This window comes from Dellaglioa sp. CoH-56-MRSF-13 (assembly GCF_056782095.1).
In genome coordinates this window covers 228821-253986 of record NZ_JBXAYC010000001.1, presented here as the reverse complement: position 1 = coordinate 253986, position 25166 = coordinate 228821, and the positions used below count along the sequence as shown (strand labels likewise).

Sequence of the window (25166 nt, the reverse complement as noted above, 5' to 3'; positions counted from 1 at the left end):
TTCTTATTTTATGAAAGTTAAACGTTTTGAAGCAATCACAATTCCCGTAACTGATGTCCAAAGAAGTTTACGTTTTTATCATGAAGTTTTTGATATGACTATGATTGAAAATAGTGAGTTACCTACTGTTCATTTTGGCCATCAAAAAATTATTTTTGAGCCATCAACTAATGTTATTCCAATGACACTTAGTTTCGTCGTTAGTGATTCAATGACCGCTATGGAAAATCACTTGAAAAATTATTTTGTGACTATTATCTCTGGCCCGATTGAAAAGCAAGATGTTAAAAATGCACAATCGATTACAATTTCAGATCCAGATCAGCATATAATCGAATTAATTAGTTATCAGAAATAGATTTACTAAGCTAACATCTAAGCGATGTTAGCTTTTTTACTACTATTAGGTTTTTAAATCTATATGCTTAGATTCTCTAAAATACTTTTCTTTATTCCCACAGCTAAACATGGTAATCTGAAAATGAGTTATATCAGAAAGGCGGTCCTACTATGCAACCTATTATTGATTTACAAGATATTTCACTAGAACTTAGTAACCAATCAATCTTGAACCACATCTCTTTTCAAGTAAACCCTGGAGACTTTTTAACAATCACCGGTCCATCTGGAAGCGGTAAAAGTACCGTTTTGAAATTAATCGCTGGTTTAATTTCAAGAACATCTGGTGATATTAAGTTCAATGAAAAATCAATTGACAGTTATGACCCAATCGAATATCGTCGGATTGTTTCTTATTGCTTCCAAACCCCCGTTTTATTCGGCGAAACCGTTAAAGACAATCTGGAGTTTCCTTATATCGTTCGTAAGCAAGACTTCGATGAATCTCGTGCCATTTCTGAATTAGAATCCGTAGGCTTACCCAGCAGTTATCTTCAGAAATCAATAAATGAACTATCTGGTGGCGAGAAGCAACGTGTTGCCTTAATTCGTAATTTAATCTTTTTACCCAAAATCTTACTGCTTGATGAAATCACAAGTGCTTTAGATTCAGAAAGTAAAAACATTATACACGCATTAATTAATCGTTTAAATGACTCAAATAAAATCACTATTATCGCTGTTACTCATGATGATAATGAAATAAAACTGGCTGATCAATTAATTAATATCGAGGCCGGAAAAATAACGGAGGTTAGACATGCATAATTTAGCCGTTAATAATCTTTCTCTCGTTTTCGCTTTTTCATTAGTACTTGTCTCACTAGGAATTGTATATAAAGAAAAATTAGGCCTAGCAAAAGATATTATTTATAGTGTCATTCGTGCAATTATCCAATTAGTCATCGTCGGATACATTTTAAAGTACGTCTTTAATATTAATAATATTATTCTAACTTTAGTTATGATGTTCATTGTTTTCTTTAACGCTGCGTATAGTGCACATAAAAAAAGCGCAGGAATTCCACATAGTTTTCGTATTTCGTTCATTGCCATTTTTTGTAGTACGTCCGTTACACTTGGCCTTTTACTACTAGCTGGAACGCTTAAATTTATTCCTTCACAAATTATTCCAATTACTGGTATGATTGCTAGTAATTCAATGGTTGCGATTGGTCTTTGTTACCGTAACCTTAACAGTAATTTCCGTGATCAACGCCAACAGATTTTAGAAAAACTAGCACTCGGTGCAGATCTCAAACAAGCAGCATACCCTATTATCCGTGAAAGTATCAAAACAGGGATGTCGCCTACTATTGATTCAGCTAAAACGGTTGGTATCGTTAGTTTACCTGGAATGATGTCTGGGTTAATCTTCGCCGGTGTTGATCCTGTCTTTGCGATTAAATACCAAATCATGGTCACTTTCATGTTACTTTCAGCAACAAGTATCTCATCAATTAGTGTTTGTTATCTTTCATATAAACAATTTTTTAATGATAAGAAGCAACTACGATAAATTAAATATCAATCAACTAAAATAGCCATATGTATAAGTTTTCCTTATACATATGGCTATTTCTTACTCTATAACTTGAAACTCACGGTCCTTCAATACATATTGCGTATCACACATTTTAGCAACATCTGGTTCATGCGTTACAATGATGACACATTTATCTTGTGATTTAGCTAAATCTTGAAGTAATTCAATAATTTCTTTCGTATTAACTTCATCCAAATTACCGGTCGGTTCATCAGCTACGACTAATCGTGCGTCACAACACATCGTTCTGACAACAGCGACTCGCTGTTGTTGCCCACCAGAAAGATGTTGAACGTTCTTCTTAGCCATATCCTCATCAATACCAACTTTTTTCAACATATCAAAGGCATATTGTTTATCACCAGCATGTGTTGCTCCGGTAATGTCCATCGCAGTCATTAAGTTTTCCAACGCTGACATATAAGTAAATAAATTATAGGATTGGAAGATAATCGAGACATCTTTATTTCGATAATGAGTTAATCCGATTTTATTGATTGCCTCACCTTCATATATAATTTCTCCAGATTTTGGTTTATCTAAACCAGCAATTAGTGAGAGAAATGTTGTTTTTCCTGAGCCACTACTACCGACAATTGCATATGATTTACTTCTTTCAAAAGTTAAATTAACCTTTTCAAATAAGGGGTTATCCTTATTTTCATACCAATACGCGACATCTTTAATTTCAATCATTTAATCACTCCTTTCTATTATTTATGAAATCAGAATTTTCTTGGGTTCAAGTCGTAAAATACCTAACGATGCTAACATAATCGAGATAAAGATAATTGCCAGACCCATACCACCTAATTCTGCCAAATCTTTGATACTTACAGTTGTGCTTAGATTCTTTAATTTCTCAGATTTAGTTGTCGCTGACTGCCCTGGTATACCACTTGGATCTGTTCCACCAAATTGTCCACCTTTAGTACCACTTGGCGCACCGCCTCCACCTTGCATATCATTTGAAGTTGTAGCTGTTGTAGATGTCGTTGTTTGTTGGCTTATCAATTGATCACCTACTGCATTACCAACGAATTTCCCACCAATTCCGGCAACAACTAATGACACGAGTAGAACCATAAACATTTCAACAAAGAATTGTGCAATAACTTTCCAACGTTTTTCACCTAATGATAGGAGGACACCAATTTCATAGCGACGTTCTCTAATCATTAAAATAACAATTAAGGCAAGAATGATAGTTCCTGCAACTGCGACTAATAGAACAATTTTTTGGGCAAAACTCTTAACATTATTCAATGGTGTCAGCATTGATTGATAAGTACTATCGTTTGTTGACATTGAAAATTTAGATGTGTTAATTAATTTCTTAGCTGCTTTTGTGAAAGTTTCTGACTTGGCTGGATCACTTAATGTATACACAACTGAATCGGCCGTATCTTTATACTTACTACCTTTTAAAGTATTCGCAAATGTGTAAGCTGTATAAATAGTATTTGATGGATCAGTAGCTCCTGGCCCACCCATACTTGTAGAACTAGTTGAACTAGCTTTATAAATACCGACAACTTCAACTTTATACTTCGTACCACCAGTTGATTTCATTGTAATTGTATTGCCCACAGAAATATGGTTAGTAGAAGCAAGTTCTGATTCAATCACAACGTTTTTAGTATTTAAATCACTCGAATTTAAACCACGACCTTTTGTAATTTTGGCACCACTAGTATTTAGTGCACTAGCCGTTGAACTTACACCGGAAATAGAAATATCACCCGTTGTTGCAGAAGTTGCCATTTTCTTGCCGCCCATCCCACCACTTTGACTTGAGGTCGATGTTGTTTTAATGGCATCAAATGAAGAAGCATTAGCTGTAGTTGAAGTGGTGATACTGTAACTCTTCACATTGCTTAATGCACCAACTTTTTTAGCTGTTGCGACTGTTACCCCAGCTAAGTTTAATGATGGTTTAGTGGTTTTTGAGCTTGAAGTTTTCATCTCGCTAAAAGCTTTATCTCGATTAGCTGATAATGTCACCGTTGCACCCGCACTCTTCTTCGCATCATTTGCCGCAGTTGTTGCTGCATTTTGAATAATTAATCCTGCTAAAACGAATAACATAATAGCTGACATAACTAATACAAGTAAAAAAGATCGTCCTTTTTTTGCTTTAAGATTTAATAAAGCACGTTTAAAAAAATTCATATTTATTACCTCCATATTCTCTTAAATTATTTGATAAGAATAAGCATAGCTAATAATTATGAATTATTTTTGAATATTATCAGAACATTTTCGTTTGTTATACAAAAAAAAGTTTTATTATGAATAATAATTCATAATAAAACCGTTTTCTTTATTTAATCTATTAGACTTTTCCAATCTCTCGACCAGATTAATCCTAAACATTTTTCACCTGTGTGAACACCGACAAGTGGTCCAATATAACCCGATTCAAATTTCATTTTAGGAAAACTAGTTCTCAAGTCTTGTCCCCATTCAGCTTGAAGTTCCGGATTATTCGCATCAATTAAATTAATTTGAACTGGATAATCAAGTGAACGTGTTGCTTCTGAGAATTGAGCTTTAATTTCAGAATAGGCATTTTTCATTTTGCGTTCTTTACCAATAGCAACGATTTTACCTTCTTTATCAAAAGTTAAAATCGGTTTAATTTTCAATATGTTTCCAACAAAACCTGAATGATTTGATAAACGACCGGTCCTCATTAAATGATTTAAATCATCAACAACAAAAAGAACCCGTGTTGTTTCTCTTAATTCGGCTAACTTTTCAAGTATTTCCATAACGTTTTTATCTTTATTAGCTAATGTGGCAGCCAATTGAACCATGTTACCCATCCCCGCGCAATCAATTTTCGAATCAAAAACATGCACATTGATGGCCGAAACAGATGATGCGAAAGCTTCAAGATTACCAACTAATCCACTAATACCTGATGATAAATGGATACAAATAACATCTGTATAGCCTTCAGCAGCAAGTGCCTTAAATTTTTCTTCCATTTCACCCATCGATACCTGGGAAGTTGTTGGTAAAACATCTTCTGTTTTTAATAATTGATAAAATTGAGTTGCCGTTAAATCGGCATTTTCATGATAGACATGATTTCCAAATAATACTGGGTTATTTACTACTTTAATATCTAATTGTTCAACAATCTCATCTGTAAGATAAGCTGAACTATCCGTTAATACAGCAATTTTCATTATTTCACATCCCTATTTTTACTATCCTATCACACATTATGCTCGAATACTTTAATTTAACTAACCATTTGGCGACCAATAACTAATCCTAACAGTGTCATCAAGCCACCAACAATATAACTAGCTAATAAATAAATCATGAATAACGATATTTTTTGGCTTTTAATTAATTTAACCAATTCAAAGTTATACGTTGAAAAGGTTGTAAAACCACCCATTGTTCCAGTACCAAGTAAGACTAACATCGGACTAGATAAATTAATTCCTGTTAAAAGACCTAAAATAAAACTACCTATCAGATTAATTAATAACGTTCCAACTGGAAATTGATCAGTTAGATATCGATTACTTAAATTTGTTATCCCATATCTTAACATAGCACCGATTGCAGCGCCAATCCCAACTAATAGTGTCATCATGAACGTTCACTCTCCATTCGCCAATCTCCAATCCGATTGCCTAATGAATAACCAAGTAATGTCATGGAAAGTCCACCTATAATCGTTACTAACACATAGATGAGTGCATAGCCCCATTGTTGCGTCTCTATTAACTTTACAGCTTCCAAACTATATGTTGAAAACGTTGTAAAAGCACCTATAAAACCTGTTTTTATCCCCAAAGTTAACCAATCTGGGACTTTTTCGGTTGTTTCAATATACTGAACTAAGAACGCCAAAATAAAGCACCCTACGACATTAATCATTAATGTCCCCAGTGGGAATCCATTTGGTTGAATAATCGTTAAACCAAGTAAGTACCGACTTATTCCACCAAAAAAAGCAAACAATGCAACAATTATATAATTCATTTTATGACCTTCTTATCAATTTTACATTTACTACTTCATTTTACCGAATTATCTAGTTAATACCAAATTAAAATGGACCACTAGAAATTATCTAGTGATCCATTTAGGCTAATCTTGGCTTAGTTTAAATTGACTCCATGGTTTCAAAAAATCGAGTAAGAATAATTCATCATCTATAATATGCCCAACAATATTTACACGACCATCATTTTTCATTTCTTTTAAAGCAATTTGTGTTTCACCTTTATATTGTCCATAACCTTCATTATCAATTAAGACGTCACCACGCTTAATTAATTTTGTATTATGTGCAGGAAATTCTTTATCTTTATACACAACCCGTGTCATTGTCGAACGTAAAAGATACGCTGAACGATCTCCGCGGTAACTATGAATATTATCAAATAATACTACTTTTTCAACCTCAGTAATATCATCTGCCGTTTCAATTTTAATCGTCGGATAATTGGCGTTGAATGCTTCTGATGCTGCTTTTAATTCATTTTCTGAAGCGTACGCGTTTGCGATAATCACATCATCAATTAAATCTGTCATCACCATATGTTTAACTTGTGTGGCAATATCTAAATGTCGATGATCCTCTAATGTACATAGTCCATCAGCAGTTGGCCAAGGTCCAAAAGTAGCTGACTTAGCATTAACAAAAGCTGCCGTATTTAAATTGTATTTTTTAAATTTCTCACTGCAAGCTACAAAAAAGTTATACTCTAATCCTGTGTATTCATGTGGATAAAAATTATGTGAACCTAATAAGTTCTCTCTTTTTGGTGAATAACTCATAATGTTATCCACATAGTTAGTCCCAGAACTCATATTTATTTCTATTTTTAAGTCATATGGATTGCGTGTCATTGCTGCTTCTTCTGCACCTGTAAATCCTAAATCTAATCGAACACCATATGCACCCATATCGTCAAAGAATTTTAAATCTTGATAACTAATATTTAGTTGTTCAAATAAATCAGGATTGATATCAACCATTACTTCCATACCAAGTTTATTTGCGTAAGCAACTGTCTTTTTAAATTCTGATAATACCTTATCTTTACCATCTGTCACTTGGAGTAAACTCGTAAAGACTCTTTTATACCCGTATTTACATGCCAAATCTAAATATGCTGTATCATCATTATAATTTGATCGTTCTGGATAAATTGAAATACCTAATTTTCCCATTATTATTCCTCCTAAATATTATTAAGGTCTATACCAATATTATAAAGGACATATAATGTAATTGAAAGCGCATTCCAAAAAAACTTTTGATTATTTTTAAATTTTTTCTTAATGTTAAGGTTATTTTAAGGTTCATGTTGTATATTGAACTTATCCCAAAACAACATAAATAACTAACCTTTATACTTTTTCATTTCTCCTCCAAAGTAATGAGAGAGAGAGCTAATTTATTAGCTCTACAACTTACTCCCTAGAGACTGCCTTCCCAGCAGTCTCTTTTTTGTTTCTAAATATTAAGAATCGTGCTAATATTTTAATCACGAAGGAGGTCTTAAGGATGCAAACCATTTATACGCTAATAACATTGATTTTTCTTAGTGTTATACCACTTCTTGTAGCTGCTTTTTTACTAACAGCTGTGAACAGTAATACAAAAAAACAATTATCATTAAATCAACAATTATACTTGGGTTCATTGGGTATTATTATCCATGAAGCAAGTCATGCTATAATGGCTTTTTTATTTGGATTTCACGCCATTGAAGTTAAATTAATTAAACGTCCACATCCCGAAATTGGTGATAACTCACTTGGATTCGTTCGTTATAGCTCACCTAAAAATATGCGTGGTAAAATTGGACAAGCAATGGCCGGTATTGCGCCCATCATTGGCTGTTCAATCGTAATTATTGGCCTTTTTATTCTACTGCTACCTCACTCTTTTAATCTACTATCAACAATGCTAGTTAACCAAGCATTTAATACTCAATCGTTATTTAACCTATTCACCTCGTTATTTCAATCTTGGTCATTAAGACTTATCCTGTGGTTGTTAATCACAACATCTATTACAATTGGTGGTTTTGATTTAAGCTCAGCAGATAGAAAAGGATTTGGTCTTGGATTCAGTTTATTAGCACTTTTAATCATTATCTTTTATTATTTCTTAACTCTATTTAATCACCAGACTTTAATGATGACTCTACTATCAAAATTTGCCTTATCTATTGGTCTAATTACTATTTTGATGCTGTTTTTATTACTTATTACAAATTGGCTGGTTAAAATCATCAAAAATAAATAAGACTATCTCATATTGAAATGGTCTTATTTATTAGTTGTATCGACTTATTTATTTCCACCACAATTTAACTAATGCTTGTGTACCGTCATTACCTAATCCATCTTCATCAACTAATTTTTCATATAGTACTTTAGCTTCTTTTGTTGCGGGTAGATTAATATTCATTTTTTCTGCTTCGTCTAATGCAATACGCAAATCTTTAAGAAAATGTTTTGCAAAGAATCCTGGTGTATAGTCATCACTTAAAACTCGGGGCGCATAATTGTCTAAACTCCAATTTGCTGCACTTCCCCCGCCAACTGTTTTAATGACACTTTCCAAGTCTAAGTTTGCTGCCTTAGCGTAAACTAACAGCTCAGTCATTCCGGTCATTGTTCCAGCAATCATAATTTGATTAGCCATTTTTACATGTTGGCCTGATCCATAACCACCAAACAAGGCAATTGTTGTTCCCATCTTTTCAAAAATAGGTTTCACTTGTTCATATACATCACTGTGTCCACCAACCATAATTGTTAGCTTCGCATTCTTTGCACCAATATCACCACCAGAAACAGGTGCATCTAACGCAAACAACTCATGAGTTTCCGCGTAATCACCAATTTTTTTCGCTAGTGTTGGTGTACTTGTTGTCATATCAACTACAATTGCGCCTTTTTTAGCACCAGCAAAAATACCATTTTCTTCAAAATATATTGCTTCTACATCTGCAGGAAAACCAACCATCGAGAAGATAATATCACTTTTAGCCGCAACCAATTGTGGCGAATCAGCCCATATTGCCCCTTGGCTAACTAAGTCATCTGTCTTTGATTTGGTTCGATTAAACACGGTTACTTCATAGTTCGCTTTCAATAAATAACTAACAATTGCTGAGCCCATAACGCCCGTTCCAATAAACCCAATTTTTTTCATAATAATCTCCTTTTATAATTTTCTTTAGTATGCACCTTTAAGGTTACGACTGCCATTAATAATAGTTAAGCCTAAAATAAAATCCCACTACAAAATTTGTAGTGGGATTTTATTTATACTGCTTTATTTTGAGCAACTTTTTCACTTAAATACTTTGAAAATTTACTCTTATCATGATAACCAACAACTTTTTCAATTGCTTTGCCATCTTTAAATAATAGAAAACTCGGAATACTCATGACATCATATTCCAATGCTGTTTCTTTATTTTCATCAATATTCAACTTTACAAATTGCATATCATCTTTGAATTCTTGTTCTAATTCATCAATAACAGGTTCCATCATACGACATGGACCACACCAAGGAGCCCATAAATCAACAATTGTTAATCCGGAATCTGTATGTTCCGCGAGCGTTTTATCTGTTACTTTTGTGACCATTTTATCGCCTTCGTTTCGTTATTTTTTATTCTGAATATTATACATATGAATTAAAGTCGTTAATATAATAGCCCCAAAAACAATTCCAGCAAAAAGTACTGCTGAAACTTCGATACCAATTTGAGGGATAGAAAGGAATAACTTCACCGCAATTAATGCGATTAGCAAGTAAGCCATTGATTCTAACTCCGGAACAACCTTCATCAACTTCATAATCAATGTCGCAATCCCACGCATGGCTAAAATTCCAAACATCCCACCGATTAAAACAATGACTGGATTTGTCGAAATTGCTAACGATGCTAAGACAGAATCAATTGAAAAAACAATATCCATCATCTCAATTGAAATAACAACTGACCAAAACAATGAGAATGGACCTTTTCGTCCATTACTTTTTTTCTCTGATTTAGGTTTTGGCGTTTTAATTTTTGAAAAGAAATAATGGGCTGATAGGTAAATAAGATACCCAGCGCCAATTACTTTAATTTCCCAGAAATCAATTAAAAATGTTCCAATTCCAATAATGATGAACCGGAAAATATATGCACCCCATAATCCGTAAAATAATGCTTTTTCTTGTTCTTTTTTACTTGGTAATTTTTGTGTTTGTGCAGCTAATACAATTGCGTTATCCACTGATAATAAGCATTCGATTACTGCTAATGATAGGATAATTATCCAATCACTACTTGATTCGACAACTGTTTTCCAATTGTTTAGATCAAAAAATGGTCCATATAAGTTTGCTAACATTTAATTCTCATACTTTCTTTCAATAATTTTTATAAATAACTGTAAATGATTATTATACAGCAATTACCAGATTATGCCATAACATATGAACAACAGTAACTGCCAGCTACATTTCTCGAATAGCAATCAATAATGACAGTTATGACACTTTATCTCGATTCATTAAAACAACATGTTGGTCTTGCTCATTTAACCGATCAACATGTTTTTCGCCCCAAACACACAATTTATTTAATATAGTACTCAAAGACTCACCATATTCAGTCAATTGATAATCTACTTTTGGTGGTACCTGTTCATAGATATGTCTAGAGATAATCCCATCGGCTTCCAATTCACGTAATTGTTGCGTTAACATTTTTTGGGTTATTTTCGGAATTGCACGTTTCAGCTCACTAGTTCTTCTTTTTCCACCACGTAAATGGCATAAAATAATTGTTTTCCATTTTCCGCCAATGACTTCTAAAGTCGCTTCAACACCAATATTATATGTTTTATCTTCCATTCTTCCTCCTATAGGCACTAAAAAGTTCCTATAGCACTTTTTAGTACGTTATTGTCTTATTGTTGCGTACACGTATAATCATAAATTGTAGCATTATTCCAACAAAAATCAAGGAGGCTTTACAAACTTATGGAAAAACCAAAAATATCACCATCCCTAACACTCTTAGCATTGGCTATTAGTGCTTTCGCAATCGGATCAACAGAATTTATTAGCGTTGGGCTCATCCCCTTATTAGTCAAAGATTTTGGTATTTCATTAAGTCAGGCAGGACTTAGCGTTTCATTATATGCATTCGGTGTCACAATAGGTGCACCCGTTCTAACTATTTTAACTGGCCAATTTGATCGAAAAAAATTACTCTTAAGTATCATGGCGTTATTTATCGTTGGTAATTTAGTTGCAGCATTTGCACCAACTTTTTCAATTTTATTAATTGGTCGAATTATTTCTGCATTGTCTCACGGTATATTCATGACAATCGCTTCCGTTATTGCGGCTGATGTTGTTGAACCTTCAAAACGTGCTAGTGCTATTTCAGTCATGTTTACTGGTTTAACCGTTGCAACTGTAACCGGTGTTCCTTTAGGTACATTTATTGGTCAACATACTAGTTGGCATGGATCATTTATTTTTATTAGTATCATTGGACTAATTGGTTTAATCGCCAACTTTTTCCTCGTACCAAATGGTTTACCAATTCCTGGAAAATCTGATGCGCATGGTTTTATCCGTGTCCTTAAGAACAAATATCTATTGATTACGTTATCATTAACCGCCTTAGGTTACGGTGGGACATTCGTTGTTTATACGTATATTACGCCACTCTTAGAAACTTCAATGGGTTACAGTGAAAGTGCTGTTGTTATCATTTTAATCGTCTACGGATTGATGGTTGCCCTTGGAAATACGATTGGCGGCCGTTTAGCAAACCATAATCCGCTCCAAGCATTATTAAAAATGTTTATCGGACTTGCAGTCGTCTTATTTATCCTTTTCTTTACTGCTAAAATGTCAATTCTAGGTTTATTAACCGTTATGGCCTTAGGACTATTCGCCTTTATGAATGTTCCAGGATTACAACTATACGTTGTTCAATTAGCTGAAAAATATACCCCTAAAGATATTACTTTAGCATCGTCGCTAAATATTTCTGCTTTCAATATTGGCATTACGTTAGGCTCTTTAATTGGTGGACAAGTTGTTTCTAATCTCGGATTAGGTATGACGCCACTTTTTGGGACAGTCATGGTTTTAATCGCCATCTTCATGACAATGTACTTAATTACACTCAATAAGAATGAGAAATAACAAAAAAACGGGTCACAACGAATATAAAATTCATTGTGACCCGTTTTTATTAGGCTCTCTTTGCACGTAACCCGATTCCCGTCCAACCACTAATGATTGAAAAGACAGGCGATAGTAAGCTAAAGAACGCAAATGGTAAGTAGTCTAGCGTTGGAACTCCCAACGTGCTTGCTGCAAACGCACCAGCTACACCCCAAGGGATTAAGTAATTAATCACTGTTCCGCCATCTTCAAGTGCACGACTTAAGGCTAAATTATCTAATTTTGATTTATCAAAAGCGGGTTTAAACGCTTTTCCAGGTAAAATAACTGATAAGTATTGTTCTCCAACAAATAAATTAACTCCAATTCCAGCAAAAATAGTTGCCGTAATTAATTTACCAGATGAATTTAAACGTTTAACTAAAGGTTCCATAACGACTTCAATAATATTGAAGTTCATTAGTAAGCCGCCTAACGTTAAAGTTAAAATTATTAATGACACGGTTCCCATCATACTTGAAACGCCACCTCGTGTTAACAGCATATCCACATTTGCATCTCCAGTTTTAGAAACAAATCCTGACTGAATCAACGCCGCAACATCTTGTAAACTCGTAAATGGTTTTTGAATAAATAACATAACTAACGATACACCAATATTGATAAATAACGTTGGAATAGCTGGAATTTTTAACCAGGCACAGACAAACATTAAGATAATTGGTAATGCCGCCCAAGCTGTGATTGAAAAGTGACTAGATAAAATTGAAATCGTATGATTGATTTTATCCATATTTGCTGCCATACTACCACTTCCCAAAATGAAATATAAAATTAAAGATCCTACAAAAGCAGGAATTGTTGTCCACATCATATTTTTAATATGTTTAAATAAATCAGATTCTCCAATGGCAGCTGCTAAGTTCGTTGAATCTGATAAGGGAGACATTTTATCCCCAAAGATAGCACCTGAAATAATTGCTCCTGCCACTAGTGCAGGATTAACCCCCATCGTCATCCCCATACCGAATAGTGCGATACCCACAGTTGAAATTAAAGTGAAGGCACTCCCAATTGATAATCCGATAATAGCACAGACAATAAAAACGGAAGGCACAAAGAATTGAACACTAATCAGATTAAATCCCCAAATCATTAAGGTTGGAATAATTCCTGCCGCAATCCAAGTCGCAATCAATGAGCCAATCAAAATAAAAATAAAGATGGGAATTAACCCTGTACTCATTCCATCCTTGATACCCGCGTGAATCTCATCCCATGAAAAATGACGAATTCTAGCCCATAAAATTAACAACCCAATCACTAACATAACTGGTGTTTGAGGTGATAACCCAAACTTAATTACACCAAATCCCATAATAATCAACATTACTACTAAAACACTTGCTGCTTCTGTAAACGATAATTTATTTTTCATTAGTAAACACTCCTATTTTTTAGTCGATTCTAGTATTTATCATGAAAAGTTTGATATCGAAACTGACCCCAATTTATATTTTTCATTTTTAACACTCCTTTTCTGGACAAAAAAAGTCCCTGATACAATATTAAATATTGTATCAGGGACGACTCTAGCCGTGGTACCACCCAGTTTAATTGAGAACCCAAATTCTCACTCACTAGATGATAACGGTTCTAGATATTTATCCGATGTTTAAAATAACGTTAACGTATTTGGTTAATTTATCCTGATTGGTTCGCATCAACCACCAACTTTCTGACTCCCAGATAAATGACTACTTATGTGTTAACTTTTATTTATTAAGTTGAATGAATCTTAACATGCCTAAATATCCTTGTCAATAATGTACATCTTATAGTATTTCCTTTAGAACACGATCAACTGAGAAATAAAAGGCTTCTTCCCCAGCCACATCTTTAAAGCCAGATCGTTCAAACATTCTCATTACATTTGGTTGAACTGAAGAAAAAATCACTTCATGATTTTTAGTCTGAGCATCACTATAGAAATCCTGAATAACAGCCATTGCTGTATTATCAATTGATGGTACGCCTCGCAATGAAAAGATAACTAAATCTCGTTCATGAAGTGGCTGTAGTGCCTTATCTAATCGATCCGCAGACATGAAAAATAGTGGTCCAGTGATGTAGACAACTGCCCAATCATCTTTTAATCTATCTTGTGTTGTTTCGACTTTGCTTAAATCAACATCTTCAACAACAACATCTAAAATAGAACTCTTAGCCACAAAAATAACGATCCCGACTAAAACACCGGCCATAATCGCCGTACTCAAATCAAAAATAACGGTACTTATTAATGTTAAGAAAAATAGAATTAAAGCACTTTTAAATTTATTTTTAAAGAGATACTTGATAGCTGACCATTCGTTCATCCGCCATGAAGTCACAACTAACACGCCAGCTAATGCCGATAAAGGAATCTGTGACATGATTGGTGCCAATAAAAGCATTGAAACTAATAACGCAAGTGCATGGAAAACGCCTGTCAATCGCGTCTGTGCACCTGATTTAATTGCTACACTCGTTCTAGCAATCGCAGCCGTTGCTGGAATACCACCAAAAAATGGTAAAATCATATTTCCAATACCTTGAGCGATTAATTCTTGATTACTATCTAAGGTTTTACCTGTCATGCGACCAGCAGATGCCCCGCATAATAAACTTTCAATCATTCCCAGTAAAGCAATACTTGCGCCAGGAATAATTAGATTTTTAACTGTTTGAAGATTTAATGCACCTAAATGTAATCTATCATCACTGATAACACTTGTTGGAATCTCGCCAACTGTTGCGACATCTAATTTAAATATCATTGTAATTGCCGTAGTAACAATAATTGCAATCAACGATGCAGGAATAACTTTATTCCATTTTTTTGGAAAAATAAAAAGTGCAATAACAACTAAAATTGCCATCAAAGTCGTTGCCAACTTAGGTTGAAAACCTAAGCTAGGATAACTACCAATTTTTTCAATTAAACTACTTCCGTTTGAATGCGTACCAAAAAAATTATCTAATTGCCCGAAAGCAATAATAATTGAAATTCCTGATGTAAATCCTGTAATAACAGGGGCAGGAATAAAAGTCGTTAAAACGCCTAATTTAAATATACCGGCTAACAATAAAATCACTCCGGCAATCAATGTAGCAATAAAAACCCCTTTTAATCCATATTGTGCAATAACACCCATTAATACTGCGGCCATCGCTCCAGTTGGTCCTGATATTTGATAATATGCCCCAGATAAGGTACTTATCAAAATCCCAGCAACAATGGCTGTGATTAACCCAGCAGCAGCTGTTGCCCCACTTGAGACACCAAATGCCAAGGCTAACGGAATAGCAACTGCAGCTACCGTTAAACCTGCCATAAAATCTTTAGCTAATTTTGTTGCATTATAACCTTTAAACTCGTTTTTTAATATTGAAATATAATTTGATATCATCATCATGCTCCTATTTATGTTATACATAAAAGCATAACATAAACCTTATATATAAATAAACAAGTAAACGTTTTCCAAATAAAAATGGTTAAATCTTTATAAGATTCAACCATTTTGTATAACTTTTTTCTATTAACGAACAACCATAACTGAAACGGGAGAATACTTAGCCACGTATGATGCTTGGCTACCTAAGTACTTACCAATCCCTTTAGTTATAGCTGATCCAACAACGACTAAATCAGGTTTAACGTCAGGAATAACATCTTTGACAATCGTTTCACCAGGTTCACCCTCAGCAAGAACAATGTGTACTTCCTTAACACCAGCATCTAATGCGCTTTGTTTATACTCTTGAAGTTGTTTTTCAACCTTCAAACGTTTTTCAGCTAATGTATCTTTTGTTAATACCTGAAAAACATTCAAATCATCCGACTCCAGAACAGTTACAATATGCAGCAGAGAATCATCATCTAAAGCATGACTAACCGCTTCTAAGAATGCTAATTGGGCATCTGCCGAATTATCGACGCCGACAAGAATGTTCTTATGCTTTGGTAACTCAAAACTTTTTTTCATATGAATTTCCTCCTTATTTTATAAAACTTCTTGGAAAAATTGAATGACTAAATTGAAGACTAATTGAACATTTAAAATAGTTAACCCGATTGCGGCTGCCCAACCAATAATTGATACCCAAAGTGGATTAACGAATCGTTCACCCATATATTTTTTAGAAGATGTAAACCAGATTAATGGAATCATCGTAAATGGTAAGGCTACTGATAAGAACACTTGTGAATAAACAAGTAAATTATCTAATACGCCTTCTGTCCCACCCCAAATGATTGCGGCAATCATAACGGGGATAACTGCTATGATACGTGTAACCAATCGACGGGCCCATAATGGCATTTTTAAATGTATGAAACCTTCCATTATAATTTGACCAGTCAAGGTTCCGGTAATCGTTGCATTTTGCCCAGAAGCCAGTAAAGCTACGGCAAATAAAGTTGAAAGTACAGGTGATGCAATCCCTTTGGCAATTGTATTATCACTTAATGCACGGTATAAATCACCGAATGCTTGTAATTGATCTGCATGTCCAAAGAATAAAGCAGCCCCCAAAAGTAAAAGTAAACTGTTAACAATTGTTGCGCCAAATAATTGGATATTTGAATCCCAAGTTGTAAAGCGCACAACTTTTGCAACTTCTTCTTCATCAGTTGAATCGTACTGACGTGTTTGTGCAATTGAAGAGTGAAGGTACAAGTTATGAGGCATTACTGTTGCACCAATAATACCTAAAGCTAATGTTAATTGATCATGGTTCATAACGATTGATGCTCTTGGTAAAATACCACCCATGATACCTGCTAAACTTGGTTTTGATAAGGCAACTAAGTAAAGGAAAATAATTAAAATTGATGCAATCAATGTTGCAACAATCGCTTCAATTGTTCTAAATCCTAATTTTGTTAATAATAATAGTAAGAAAACATCTAATATAGTTATCATAACGCCGACTGTTAATGGAATTCCAAAAAGTAATTGTAAAGCAATCGCTCCACCAATTACTTCGGCTATATCTGTTGCCATAATTGCTAATTCTGTCATGATCCATAATAAAAATCCAACCGGTTTATTAGTATGATCACGAATTGCTTGTGCTAAATCCATTCTTGTTACGACACCTAACTTAGCAGCCATATATTGCATTAACATAGCGATAAGTCCGGAGAAAATAACGACTGATAATAGTAAGTAACGGTATTGTGCACCACCGACAATTGATGTAATCCAGTTACCTGGATCCATGTAACCAACAGCGACTAATGCACCTGGTCCACTAAAAGCCCATAAAGTTCGTAAAAATCCGGCACTTTTTGGAACTTCTACTGATCCATTTACTTCTTCCAAACTAGCACTATTTGTTGTGGTAGTCATTTTTGGTTCTTGTACTTCTTTCGACATTTTTTACCACTCCTTTAAATTCTTTTCTTCTCAATTCCTTATTATACTCAAACTTTATACATTGTAAACAAAAAGTTTAGGCTAACCTTAAATCATTTTACCAGTTATTAAATATTGCTATATTTCCAAAAAAAGACTGCTGATATCTATTTGATATCAACAGTCTTTAGCTATTTAATAAAAATTTCTTTTGTTATCATAATACCTACTTCACAAAAATATAATGAGCGGCTTTATAACTAATATTTCTAACCTCACCAGTATTTTCTAATTTGATTTCAACTGGACCTTCAAAAGGCGCATGAGAAACAACTGTTAATTTATCACCAATGTGTAATTCTAAATCATCTAAATAAGTTAACAAATCATGATTATCAATGAATCGTTCAATCACAACTTTAGTGTTATCTTCTACTGCTTCTAAAACGAGATGGCTATCTTCCTCATAGTTACCTTCTTTGTCAGGTATCACACCGCCATGAGGACAGTGTGTTGGATGACCCAAGAATTCACTCAAATGATCAAGCAAGTACTCACTTGTCACATGTTCAAGTAACTCTGATTCACCGTCAACATCTTGTAGTTTATAATTTAATTTATAAACTAAGAAGCATTCCCATAAACGATGCTTACGAACTAAATCTTCTGCCAATAATATCCCAGGTTTCGTTAACGAAATCCCTGCGTATGGCGTATGTTCTACTAACTCTTCTTTAACTAGTTTATTGACCATTTCTGTAACTGATCCGGCCGCAATGTTCAGACTAAGCGCAATCTGTTTATTCGATATTTTCTTTTGCGTACCGCCTAATTCAAAAATAATTTTTAAATAATCTTCCTTCATAGGTGTCATATTCGATCTTTCATTTTTTGTCATTAGTTAATCAATTCACTTCCATTTTCTTAATAATAGATTTATTATATCAGAATAACGATTGAATTGTAACTTATTTTTTAGGAATACCTAACCTTTCATTTTAAAATACCTAAATGTAAGCTAAAAATCATAATTCACTGCATTAAAATAGGATTCAAGCATTTGTTTTAAGAAATGTCTTGAATCCTATCTTTTTGTAGAAGGAAAGCCGAAACCCGTGTTACCGAGAGTCGATTTTACTTGATTATTAATATATTTCGCCTCTATATCTTTATACTTATTTAGTTCTGTGAAGTCGCTTTTATATGTTTTGAATCATATATTATCGAACGACGCCCTTTGAGCGATTTGTTATCCATTCGATTTCAAACGTTTCTCCAAGACCAAATACCTCTAAATCCAATTATTCGTTCTACTACAACTTAAATCATCAAAATTCGATATCTTGATTTGCTTTTTAATGCTCAAGACCGGCACCGTTTTAATACGCCTTACTTGACATCTCTCAACGTCATTAACTTGCCGTACATTGGAAACTTAAACCATCATCTTAATTGATGTGTCCTGATTTGCTTTTAAGCGCTCAAGACTAGCACCGTTTTAAAACCTTGTTCGACGTCTCACGACGTTCACACTACCAAAATTCTAAATTCATCGGAGTAAACATCATCTAACTTGATGTGTCTTGATTTGCTTTTTAATGCTCAAGACCGGCACCGTTTTAATACGCCTTGCTTGACATCTCTCAACGTCATTAACTTGTGTTACATTTTTCAACTATCTTCAGTACTAAACATTGTCCAACTAACTTCGTTTTTAAAAACCATTAAGTGAGTTTAAAAAAGTGACTTCAGTTTTATTTTGTTCAGGGATTTCGATAGCCTTCCTTGCTACAAATTAAGTATAACACAAATGTAAACGGTTGCAACCTTTTTATGATTTTATTTTATAATTCTTTTTATTAAACATCTCTGAGTTCAAAACGTGTCCCTTTTTCATCTATTACCGCAAATAAACGCTGCTTTTTGGAGTCATCAAAATAGCCCATATCAAAAACTGTTTTATTTCCTTGTTTACCAACATCTGAAACACGATCAATCAAAAAGTGTTTAAATTGTCTAAAAATATCCATTTTTCCGTTAACGTGTTCAATCGCCGCAACCAATGTGTATCCTTCATCTAACTCTTCTTTTATAAGACTGACTTTTATGACCATATCTAAACGATATTCTCGCGACTTTGCCTTCTCATCTGAAATACTTTCAATATAGCCTTTTTGTTCCCAATATCTTAACTGTCGTGTTGAAACACCTGTCATTTTACTGATTTCACTAATACCGACAATTAACTTATCTTGCTTCATAAGATTGGCTAATGGATTATTATTCACTGTAAGTACCTTCTATCTCTAGTTTTCTAAATACTTTTGAAATTTTTTATCGATTTCTGGCAGACTTTTCTGTAATGATTTTGACTGGTTTTGTGTCCCCTCAGCCATTAACTTCAAGTAAGTAAATAAAATTTGACTAGCGTCTTTATGATATTTACTACCAAGTTCACTCGCAAATGTATATCGTTCATCCGTTAGTAATTTTGAAAATAAAGTTTCTTTTGCCATCTAGGCTCCTTCGATTGTTTTTATCATTGTGTGATGTGGAATTCCTGCGTCCATAAAGCCTTCACCTTCAACCTCATATCCTAGTTTCAAATAAAAATTTTGGGCTTGATCTTGTGCACCTAAGGTTAAGTATTTAATTCCGTAGACTGTTGAAAATCCTTCAATAAACGTTAGGATATCTGTTGCTAAATGTTGTCCACGAGCCGCTTTCAATGTTGCAACTCGCTGGACATGCCACGTTTCAGAGTCTTCGCTAAGTACACGTGCTGTCACAACAGGTTCTTCATCTTTATAACCCACAAAATGAATAGCTTCTGATTCGTTTTCAATTTCCAATTCCATTGGCACATTCTGTTCTCCAACAAAAACCGTTTTTCTAATTGATAATGCATCCTTATATATTTGACTACTTATATCTCTAGTTGATTTCACTATGAACATTTGCTCATCCTCAGCTTTCTTAGTTATCTTCGCATATAGCTTACCATAACTTGCTTTAAATTTGAACGTCAAGACCCGGTAGCTTATAATGAAAGCAAATAACTTACTATGCAAAGGAAACCACTAATGAAAAAATACGGTATATTAATAACCATCTTATTGATTTTAGGATTAGGTATTGGCTTTTTACTATTGCATAACAGTATACCTAAATCGGTAGAAACAGAGAAAAGTATTTCACAAACACCAACCTTATACATTCATGGATACGGCGGTACAGCTAACTCAACTAACGACATGATTGCCTCAGCAGAAAAATCTGGTAAGGCAAAAAAAGTTCTAACAGCAACCGTCTCTTCAACTGGTGATGTCACTTATACGGGTAGATGGAAATATACTGAAAAAAATCCAATTGTTCAAGTTATATTTGCGCGTAGTGATGCTCAAATTCCTGAAGAGGGCAGATGGATTGGTAAGATAACTGATTATTTAAAAGCATCATACGATATTAAAAAAATCAATCTTGTTACACATTCAATGGGTGGCTCATCTGCAATGTACTGGGCTGAATCTGTCAGAAAAAAATCTTCTCCTATCCTAAATAAATTTGTTCCAATTGCTGGTCCAATTAATGGGGTCCTCGGAATGGACGAAAAAGCCAATAAAAATTACTTCTTGAAAAATGACGAACCTGCTATTAAAACAGCAAACTACCAAAGTTACTATAGCAAACGAAAAAATTTCCCATCAACCGCAAAAGTCTTTGTTATTTATGGCGATGTGAATGATGGCTCAAATTCTGATACATCTGTCAGCATTGCTTCTGCCCGTTCAATGAACTATCTATTAAAAGGCCAAGTAAAATCGTATGACGAGCTTAAAATTACTGGTGAAGATGCACAACATAGTAAACTTCATAGAAATTTACAGGTTGATAAAGCTGTTATCCAATTCCTTTGGGGTAAATAGAACTATACGAAATATTAATTTTGTGCTATGATTAAGTTATGCGATGAGTCGAGTAAAATCAGACAACTTCGGTTGTTCCGCTGCGGCGGCTAGTGATTAGTTCGAAAATGGGGCATTTTTTACCTACCGCATTGTAGGTATGTCTGATTGTCACTGTTTTGTGGAATTCATACAATCTATTTACTTCGGTAAGTACCATAACAGGAAAGCATCAACTTCGGTTGGTGCTTTTTTTGTGCAGATAAATAGCCTTAGAAAATTACTTTCCAAGGCTATTATCACTATTTTTGAATTCTTATTGCTTCAACATCAAACACTTTATCAATCCAAGATTCATAAAATGGTGCTTCATGACTGACCAATAAAACATTTCCAGGAAAACGTCGGACTGCCTTTTGTAGCGCGTCTTTTGTATCATCATCCAAGTGATTAGTTGGTTCATCCAAAATTAAAAAGTTACTTGGTTTCAATTCAACTAAACTCAACTTAACTTTCATTTGTTCCCCACCACTCAAAATATTAATAGGTTTCATTGTATTCGCAGCATTAATCCCTGATTTAGCCAATCGGCGACGAATCGTTTTAGGTTCCAATTCAGGGTATTCATCTTGAATAATTTGAAGAGGTGTCATTTCTTTATTATCCCAAATTAAATCTTGATCAAAATAATTAACAACAACAGAATCAGAAAATTCAGCAGTTCCACCAAACGTTGGAATTAACTTCAAAATTGACTTAATCATTGTTGATTTACCAATTCCGTTAAATCCCTTTAAGACAACTTTTTCTTGATGTGATAATGAAAAAGTTACTGGTGATAGTAATGGCGTTTTATAACCAACTGATAAATTTTTAACGGCAAGCGTTGATGCGGATCCAGTATCTAGATAAGGAAAATCAAATTTACCTTTTACAGTATCACTTGGCGGTGTCACACGCTCAATTTTATCTAATCTTTTTTGTCTAGACTTAGCCATTGTGGCACGCGTTCCAGCTTTATTCTTTCGAATATAAGCCTCATCTTTTTCAATTTGAAGGCGTTGTTTCTGGAAAGCTTTTAGTTGCGCTTCTTTTTTAGCTTCTTTTTGCTTAATAGCTGATTTAAAATTCCCACGATATTTTGTGATTTTACCGAATGCAACATCAATAATTGTATTCGTGACATTTTGTAAAAATTCAAAATCATGAGAAATAACCATGAAACAGCCTTCAAATTGATTTAAATACTCAGTTAACCAATCAATATGTTCCGTATCTAAATAATTAGTTGGTTCATCTAATAAAATAACTTCAGGATTTTCCAATAATAATTTAGCTAAGATAATCTTAGATCTCTGACCACCACTTAATTCACTAACTTGATGGTCTTTTTCAATTGCATCTAATCCTAAACCAGTTCGAACACGGTCAATTTCTGTATCGATATCATAAAAATTTTTTGCCTCAAGTTCTTCTTGATATCTACCCGCTTTTTCCAACAACTTCTCGTCCATATTTTCAGCATAATCCGTATAGGCCTGCGTTTGTTTTTCACTAATATCATATAAACGTTGAAATGCTGTCTTCAAAAACTCAATAACCGTAATGCCTTCCGCAACTTCAGCATATTGATCTAAATAGCCAATTGTCGCACTTTTTTTCCATTTGATTTCGCCTTCATCAGGTAATTCTTGTCCAGTAATAATTTTGATTAATGTACTTTTACCAGCACCATTTTGACCAATGATACCCATATGATCCTCAGTGTTTAATTCAAAATGAGCATCCTCATATAATTGCTTATCCGCAAATTGATGGGAAAGTTGGCGAACTTCTAAAACTCCCATTGTAATCCTTCTTTCTAAAGACTAGTTATCATTGTTAACTTCCAATATTGCATTAAATACTTCTTGTGGTAATTCCATTTCAGCCTTAGAGCCCAATCGTTTATTAGCGCTTTGACGGCGTAGCATATCTTGTTTGGCAGCATTCTTTTTATCACTACTTGTTGTTGCGCTCTTACGAAGAGGCGGTACATTTGCACGCGAAATAGCTTTATTTTCGATAACTGCTTGTACTGGCATTGGGAATAATTTACGTGGAATTGAATATTTCAATTGCTCAACTAATTTCTGACCAATTTCCACAGCATCTTGTCTATGCACAACAAACCCTAGTGCATCGACTGTTGCATAGTTAACTAAAACGTCCATTTTAACAACGTCTGCTGTTTGATATCCTTTAAATTGCGTTTCCATTGTTGCATAGCCATGTGATAATGATTTTAATTGATTGAAGAAATCATAGGCAATTTCAGACGTTGGTAACGCATAATTCAATTCAGTTTGACCAGAATTGTATGACATATCTTGGAAAATACCTTTACGTTTTTCAGCTAATTTCATGATATCGCCCACTTGTTCATCTGGCACGGTCATATGAACATCTAAAAATGGTTCTTCAACATGATCAATTTCAGAAAAATTAGGGAATTGGACAGGATTATCAACAACAACTTCTTTACCATTTTTCAAAATAACGTGGTACGTAACATTAGGCGTCGTTGTTAACACCCCTAATTGGTATTCTTTTTCGAGACGTTCACGAATAATACTTAAATGTAACATCCCTAAGAATCCACATCTAAATCCTAGTCCTAAAGCATCTGACTTTTCTTCTTTATAATGGAAAGATGAGTCATTTAAAGCTAATTTTTGAATAGCTGATTTTAATTCTTTATAGTTATTATCTTTAGGATAAAATCCAGCAAAAACCATTGATTCTGATTCTTTATATCCAGGAAGTGCTTCTGGTGTCGGGTTACTTTGAGAAGTTAACGTATCCCCAATTTTAACTAGTTGAGGATCTTTTAGCCCTGTAATAACATAGCCAACATCCCCGGCATGTAGACTATCAACAGCCACCATGTCAGGTTTAAAAATACCTGCTTCTACTACTTGGAAATCAGTCGTTTGTTGCATAAATCGAAGTAAATTATTAGCTTTAAATTCACCATCAAAGACACGAATATAAGCCACAATTCCTTTAAATGCATCAAAATGTGAATCAAAAACTAATGCTTTAAGTGGTGCTTCAATATCACCGATTGGTTTTGGAATACGGTCTTTAATAGCCTCTAGAACCAAATCAACACCAATCCCAGTTTTAGCTGATATTAATAACATTTCGTCTTCATCAACGTCAGCTAATTCCATCAATTGAATTTTAGTTTCTTCAACATCAGCATTAGGATGATCAATCTTATTGATTACTGGAATAATTTTTAAGTTGTTTTCTTTAGCTAAACGGTAATTTGCAACCGTCTGTGCTTGCACACCTTGAGTGGCGTCCACCAATAAAATAGCCCCATCACTAGCAGCTAAACTTTTCGAAACTTCATATGAAAAATCAACGTGTCCCGGTGTATCAATAAAATTATATTCGTAAGTTTCACCATTAGTAGCTGTATAGTAACTACGAACCGTTCGTGATTTAACTGTAATCCCGTGTTCTTGTTCAACAGCCATTGAATCTAACAATTGACTAGACATCTCACGTTCACTGACAGTTTGTGTTTCTTCCATAATTCGATCAGCTAAAGTTGATTTACCATGATCAATATGGGCAATAATTGAAAAATTTCTAATTTGTGATTGTTTCATTATGATTAAACCTCATTTTCTAAATAATCATCTACTGTTTTAGAGTCT

26 protein-coding genes are annotated in these 25166 nt (G+C 34.0%); 6 read left to right on the top strand and 20 right to left on the bottom strand.

Translation table 11 applies throughout. The features are described 5' to 3' along the window. Positions 1-10: 10 nt before the first annotated feature. The 3 genes from AC1RP1_RS01190 (at position 11) to AC1RP1_RS01180 (ending at position 1918) form a co-directional block, all read left to right on the top strand. Complete coding sequence (locus AC1RP1_RS01190) at positions 11-358, top strand: VOC family protein (protein WP_481760949.1); 348 nt, start codon at positions 11-13, stop codon at positions 356-358. 152 nt (positions 359-510) lie between these two features. Continuing rightward, positions 511-1167 (top strand): ABC transporter ATP-binding protein, encoded by a 657-nt coding sequence (locus AC1RP1_RS01185; RefSeq protein WP_481760950.1) that lies wholly within the window; start codon positions 511-513, stop codon positions 1165-1167. After that, positions 1160-1918 (top strand): ABC transporter permease, encoded by a 759-nt coding sequence (locus tag AC1RP1_RS01180; protein WP_481760951.1) that lies wholly within the window; start codon positions 1160-1162, stop codon positions 1916-1918. The genes AC1RP1_RS01185 and AC1RP1_RS01180 overlap by 8 nt, the downstream gene beginning before the upstream one ends. Positions 1919-1981: 63 nt before the next feature. On the opposite strand, the gene AC1RP1_RS01175 is transcribed toward AC1RP1_RS01180, so the two are convergent. From AC1RP1_RS01175 to AC1RP1_RS01150, 6 genes are all read right to left on the bottom strand, one after another. Then, positions 1982-2641 (bottom strand): ABC transporter ATP-binding protein, encoded by a 660-nt coding sequence (locus tag AC1RP1_RS01175; RefSeq protein ID WP_481760952.1) that lies wholly within the window; start codon positions 2639-2641, stop codon positions 1982-1984. Positions 2642-2662: 21 nt separating this feature from the next. Continuing rightward, entirely contained in the window at positions 2663-4117 is a 1455-nt protein-coding gene (locus AC1RP1_RS01170) for an ABC transporter permease (RefSeq protein ID WP_481760953.1), read from the bottom strand. A gap of 155 nt (positions 4118-4272) precedes the next feature. After that, positions 4273-5142, bottom strand: a complete 870-nt coding sequence (locus AC1RP1_RS01165; RefSeq protein WP_481760954.1) for a DegV family protein — start codon at positions 5140-5142, stop codon at positions 4273-4275. A gap of 56 nt (positions 5143-5198) precedes the next feature. Then, on the bottom strand, positions 5199-5561 hold the full coding sequence (gene crcB, locus AC1RP1_RS01160) for a fluoride efflux transporter CrcB (protein WP_481760955.1): 363 nt from the start codon (positions 5559-5561) through the stop codon (positions 5199-5201). Next, positions 5558-5953 (bottom strand): fluoride efflux transporter CrcB, encoded by a 396-nt coding sequence (gene crcB, locus AC1RP1_RS01155; protein WP_481760956.1) that lies wholly within the window; start codon positions 5951-5953, stop codon positions 5558-5560. The genes crcB (AC1RP1_RS01160) and crcB (AC1RP1_RS01155) overlap by 4 nt, the downstream gene beginning before the upstream one ends. A 108-nt stretch (positions 5954-6061) precedes the next feature. Then, on the bottom strand, positions 6062-7150 hold the full coding sequence (locus tag AC1RP1_RS01150) for a DUF871 domain-containing protein (RefSeq protein ID WP_481760957.1): 1089 nt from the start codon (positions 7148-7150) through the stop codon (positions 6062-6064). A gap of 337 nt (positions 7151-7487) precedes the next feature. On the opposite strand from AC1RP1_RS01150, the gene AC1RP1_RS01145 reads away from it, so the two are divergent. Continuing rightward, the gene (locus tag AC1RP1_RS01145) at positions 7488-8234 is read left to right on the top strand and encodes a hypothetical protein (RefSeq protein ID WP_481760958.1); all 747 of its coding nucleotides are present in this window, start codon (positions 7488-7490) and stop codon (positions 8232-8234) included. A 48-nt stretch (positions 8235-8282) separates the two neighbouring features. Here the strand turns inward: AC1RP1_RS01145 and AC1RP1_RS01140 are convergent, their stop codons facing one another. From AC1RP1_RS01140 to AC1RP1_RS01125, 4 genes are all read right to left on the bottom strand, one after another. Then, entirely contained in the window at positions 8283-9149 is an 867-nt protein-coding gene (locus tag AC1RP1_RS01140) for an NAD(P)-dependent oxidoreductase (RefSeq protein ID WP_481760959.1), read from the bottom strand. A gap of 113 nt (positions 9150-9262) precedes the next feature. After that, positions 9263-9592, bottom strand: a complete 330-nt coding sequence (trxA, locus tag AC1RP1_RS01135) for a thioredoxin (protein WP_481760960.1) — start codon at positions 9590-9592, stop codon at positions 9263-9265. A gap of 18 nt (positions 9593-9610) precedes the next feature. Continuing rightward, positions 9611-10348 carry a TerC family protein gene (locus AC1RP1_RS01130; protein ID WP_481760961.1) on the bottom strand — a complete coding sequence of 246 codons (738 nt, stop codon included), beginning with the start codon at positions 10346-10348 and terminating at the stop codon, positions 9611-9613. Between the two features lie 139 nt (positions 10349-10487). Beyond that, positions 10488-10853 carry a winged helix-turn-helix transcriptional regulator gene (locus AC1RP1_RS01125; RefSeq protein ID WP_409021715.1) on the bottom strand — a complete coding sequence of 122 codons (366 nt, stop codon included), beginning with the start codon at positions 10851-10853 and terminating at the stop codon, positions 10488-10490. A gap of 129 nt (positions 10854-10982) precedes the next feature. Here AC1RP1_RS01125 and AC1RP1_RS01120 point away from each other — a divergent pair, with 129 nt between their 5' ends. After that, a complete protein-coding gene (locus tag AC1RP1_RS01120) occupies positions 10983-12164 on the top strand; it encodes an MFS transporter (RefSeq protein ID WP_481760962.1) in 1182 nt (393 codons plus the stop codon). 49 nt (positions 12165-12213) lie between these two features. On the opposite strand, the gene nhaC is transcribed toward AC1RP1_RS01120, so the two are convergent. From nhaC to AC1RP1_RS01080, 8 genes are all read right to left on the bottom strand, one after another. Further along, on the bottom strand, positions 12214-13584 hold the full coding sequence (nhaC, locus tag AC1RP1_RS01115; protein ID WP_481760963.1) for a Na+/H+ antiporter NhaC: 1371 nt from the start codon (positions 13582-13584) through the stop codon (positions 12214-12216). 397 nt (positions 13585-13981) lie between these two features. Then, on the bottom strand, positions 13982-15598 hold the full coding sequence (locus AC1RP1_RS01110) for a SulP family inorganic anion transporter (RefSeq protein WP_481761141.1): 1617 nt from the start codon (positions 15596-15598) through the stop codon (positions 13982-13984). Positions 15599-15730: 132 nt separating this feature from the next. After that, positions 15731-16177: a universal stress protein gene (locus AC1RP1_RS01105; protein ID WP_481760964.1), complete on the bottom strand. Its 447-nt coding sequence runs from the start codon at positions 16175-16177 to the stop codon at positions 15731-15733. An 18-nt stretch (positions 16178-16195) separates the two neighbouring features. After that, positions 16196-17572 (bottom strand): Nramp family divalent metal transporter, encoded by a 1377-nt coding sequence (locus AC1RP1_RS01100; protein WP_481760965.1) that lies wholly within the window; start codon positions 17570-17572, stop codon positions 16196-16198. Positions 17573-17777: 205 nt separating this feature from the next. Beyond that, positions 17778-18425, bottom strand: coding sequence for a metal-dependent transcriptional regulator (locus AC1RP1_RS01095; protein WP_481761142.1), 648 nt, complete (start codon positions 18423-18425; stop codon positions 17778-17780). A 985-nt stretch (positions 18426-19410) separates the two neighbouring features. Further along, complete coding sequence (locus AC1RP1_RS01090) at positions 19411-19839, bottom strand: MerR family transcriptional regulator (protein ID WP_409021721.1); 429 nt, start codon at positions 19837-19839, stop codon at positions 19411-19413. An 18-nt stretch (positions 19840-19857) separates the two neighbouring features. Next, positions 19858-20067 (bottom strand): hypothetical protein, encoded by a 210-nt coding sequence (locus tag AC1RP1_RS01085; protein WP_481760966.1) that lies wholly within the window; start codon positions 20065-20067, stop codon positions 19858-19860. Next, entirely contained in the window at positions 20068-20508 is a 441-nt protein-coding gene (locus tag AC1RP1_RS01080; RefSeq protein WP_481760967.1) for a GNAT family N-acetyltransferase, read from the bottom strand. A 126-nt stretch (positions 20509-20634) separates the two neighbouring features. Here AC1RP1_RS01080 and AC1RP1_RS01075 point away from each other — a divergent pair, with 126 nt between their 5' ends. After that, a complete protein-coding gene (locus AC1RP1_RS01075; protein WP_481760968.1) occupies positions 20635-21477 on the top strand; it encodes an alpha/beta hydrolase in 843 nt (280 codons plus the stop codon). 281 nt (positions 21478-21758) lie between these two features. Here AC1RP1_RS01075 and AC1RP1_RS01070 read toward each other — a convergent pair whose 3' ends face one another. Both AC1RP1_RS01070 and lepA read right to left on the bottom strand, forming a co-directional pair. Then, positions 21759-23303, bottom strand: a complete 1545-nt coding sequence (locus AC1RP1_RS01070; protein ID WP_481760969.1) for an ABC-F family ATP-binding cassette domain-containing protein — start codon at positions 23301-23303, stop codon at positions 21759-21761. Between the two features lie 21 nt (positions 23304-23324). Next, positions 23325-25118, bottom strand: a complete 1794-nt coding sequence (gene lepA / locus AC1RP1_RS01065) for a translation elongation factor 4 (protein ID WP_481760970.1) — start codon at positions 25116-25118, stop codon at positions 23325-23327. Between the last annotated feature and the right edge of the window lie 48 nt (positions 25119-25166).

Bases quoted from the DNA above. Each gene is read 5' to 3' on its own strand.
- AC1RP1_RS01190 (WP_481760949.1), top strand. From the start codon at position 11: ATGAAAGTTAAACGTTTTGAAGCAATCACAATTCCCGTAACTGATGTC.
- AC1RP1_RS01185 (WP_481760950.1), top strand. From the start codon at position 511: ATGCAACCTATTATTGATTTACAAGATATTTCACTAGAACTTAGTAAC.
- AC1RP1_RS01180 (WP_481760951.1), top strand. From the start codon at position 1,160: ATGCATAATTTAGCCGTTAATAATCTTTCTCTCGTTTTCGCTTTTTCA.
- AC1RP1_RS01175 (WP_481760952.1), bottom strand. From the start codon at position 2,641: ATGATTGAAATTAAAGATGTCGCGTATTGGTATGAAAATAAGGATAAC.
- AC1RP1_RS01170 (WP_481760953.1), bottom strand. From the start codon at position 4,117: ATGAATTTTTTTAAACGTGCTTTATTAAATCTTAAAGCAAAAAAAGGA.
- AC1RP1_RS01165 (WP_481760954.1), bottom strand. From the start codon at position 5,142: ATGAAAATTGCTGTATTAACGGATAGTTCAGCTTATCTTACAGATGAG.
- crcB (WP_481760955.1), bottom strand. From the start codon at position 5,561: ATGATGACACTATTAGTTGGGATTGGCGCTGCAATCGGTGCTATGTTA.
- crcB (WP_481760956.1), bottom strand. From the start codon at position 5,953: ATGAATTATATAATTGTTGCATTGTTTGCTTTTTTTGGTGGAATAAGT.
- AC1RP1_RS01150 (WP_481760957.1), bottom strand. From the start codon at position 7,150: ATGGGAAAATTAGGTATTTCAATTTATCCAGAACGATCAAATTATAAT.
- AC1RP1_RS01145 (WP_481760958.1), top strand. From the start codon at position 7,488: ATGCAAACCATTTATACGCTAATAACATTGATTTTTCTTAGTGTTATA.
- AC1RP1_RS01140 (WP_481760959.1), bottom strand. From the start codon at position 9,149: ATGAAAAAAATTGGGTTTATTGGAACGGGCGTTATGGGCTCAGCAATT.
- trxA (WP_481760960.1), bottom strand. From the start codon at position 9,592: ATGGTCACAAAAGTAACAGATAAAACGCTCGCGGAACATACAGATTCC.
- AC1RP1_RS01130 (WP_481760961.1), bottom strand. From the start codon at position 10,348: ATGTTAGCAAACTTATATGGACCATTTTTTGATCTAAACAATTGGAAA.
- AC1RP1_RS01125 (WP_409021715.1), bottom strand. From the start codon at position 10,853: ATGGAAGATAAAACATATAATATTGGTGTTGAAGCGACTTTAGAAGTC.
- AC1RP1_RS01120 (WP_481760962.1), top strand. From the start codon at position 10,983: ATGGAAAAACCAAAAATATCACCATCCCTAACACTCTTAGCATTGGCT.
- nhaC (WP_481760963.1), bottom strand. From the start codon at position 13,584: ATGAAAAATAAATTATCGTTTACAGAAGCAGCAAGTGTTTTAGTAGTA.
- AC1RP1_RS01110 (WP_481761141.1), bottom strand. From the start codon at position 15,598: ATGATATCAAATTATATTTCAATATTAAAAAACGAGTTTAAAGGTTAT.
- AC1RP1_RS01105 (WP_481760964.1), bottom strand. From the start codon at position 16,177: ATGAAAAAAAGTTTTGAGTTACCAAAGCATAAGAACATTCTTGTCGGC.
- AC1RP1_RS01100 (WP_481760965.1), bottom strand. From the start codon at position 17,572: ATGTCGAAAGAAGTACAAGAACCAAAAATGACTACCACAACAAATAGT.
- AC1RP1_RS01095 (WP_481761142.1), bottom strand. From the start codon at position 18,425: ATGACACCTATGAAGGAAGATTATTTAAAAATTATTTTTGAATTAGGC.
- AC1RP1_RS01085 (WP_481760966.1), bottom strand. From the start codon at position 20,067: ATGGCAAAAGAAACTTTATTTTCAAAATTACTAACGGATGAACGATAT.
- AC1RP1_RS01080 (WP_481760967.1), bottom strand. From the start codon at position 20,508: ATGTTCATAGTGAAATCAACTAGAGATATAAGTAGTCAAATATATAAG.
- AC1RP1_RS01075 (WP_481760968.1), top strand. From the start codon at position 20,635: ATGAAAAAATACGGTATATTAATAACCATCTTATTGATTTTAGGATTA.
- AC1RP1_RS01070 (WP_481760969.1), bottom strand. From the start codon at position 23,303: ATGGGAGTTTTAGAAGTTCGCCAACTTTCCCATCAATTTGCGGATAAG.
- lepA (WP_481760970.1), bottom strand. From the start codon at position 25,118: ATGAAACAATCACAAATTAGAAATTTTTCAATTATTGCCCATATTGAT.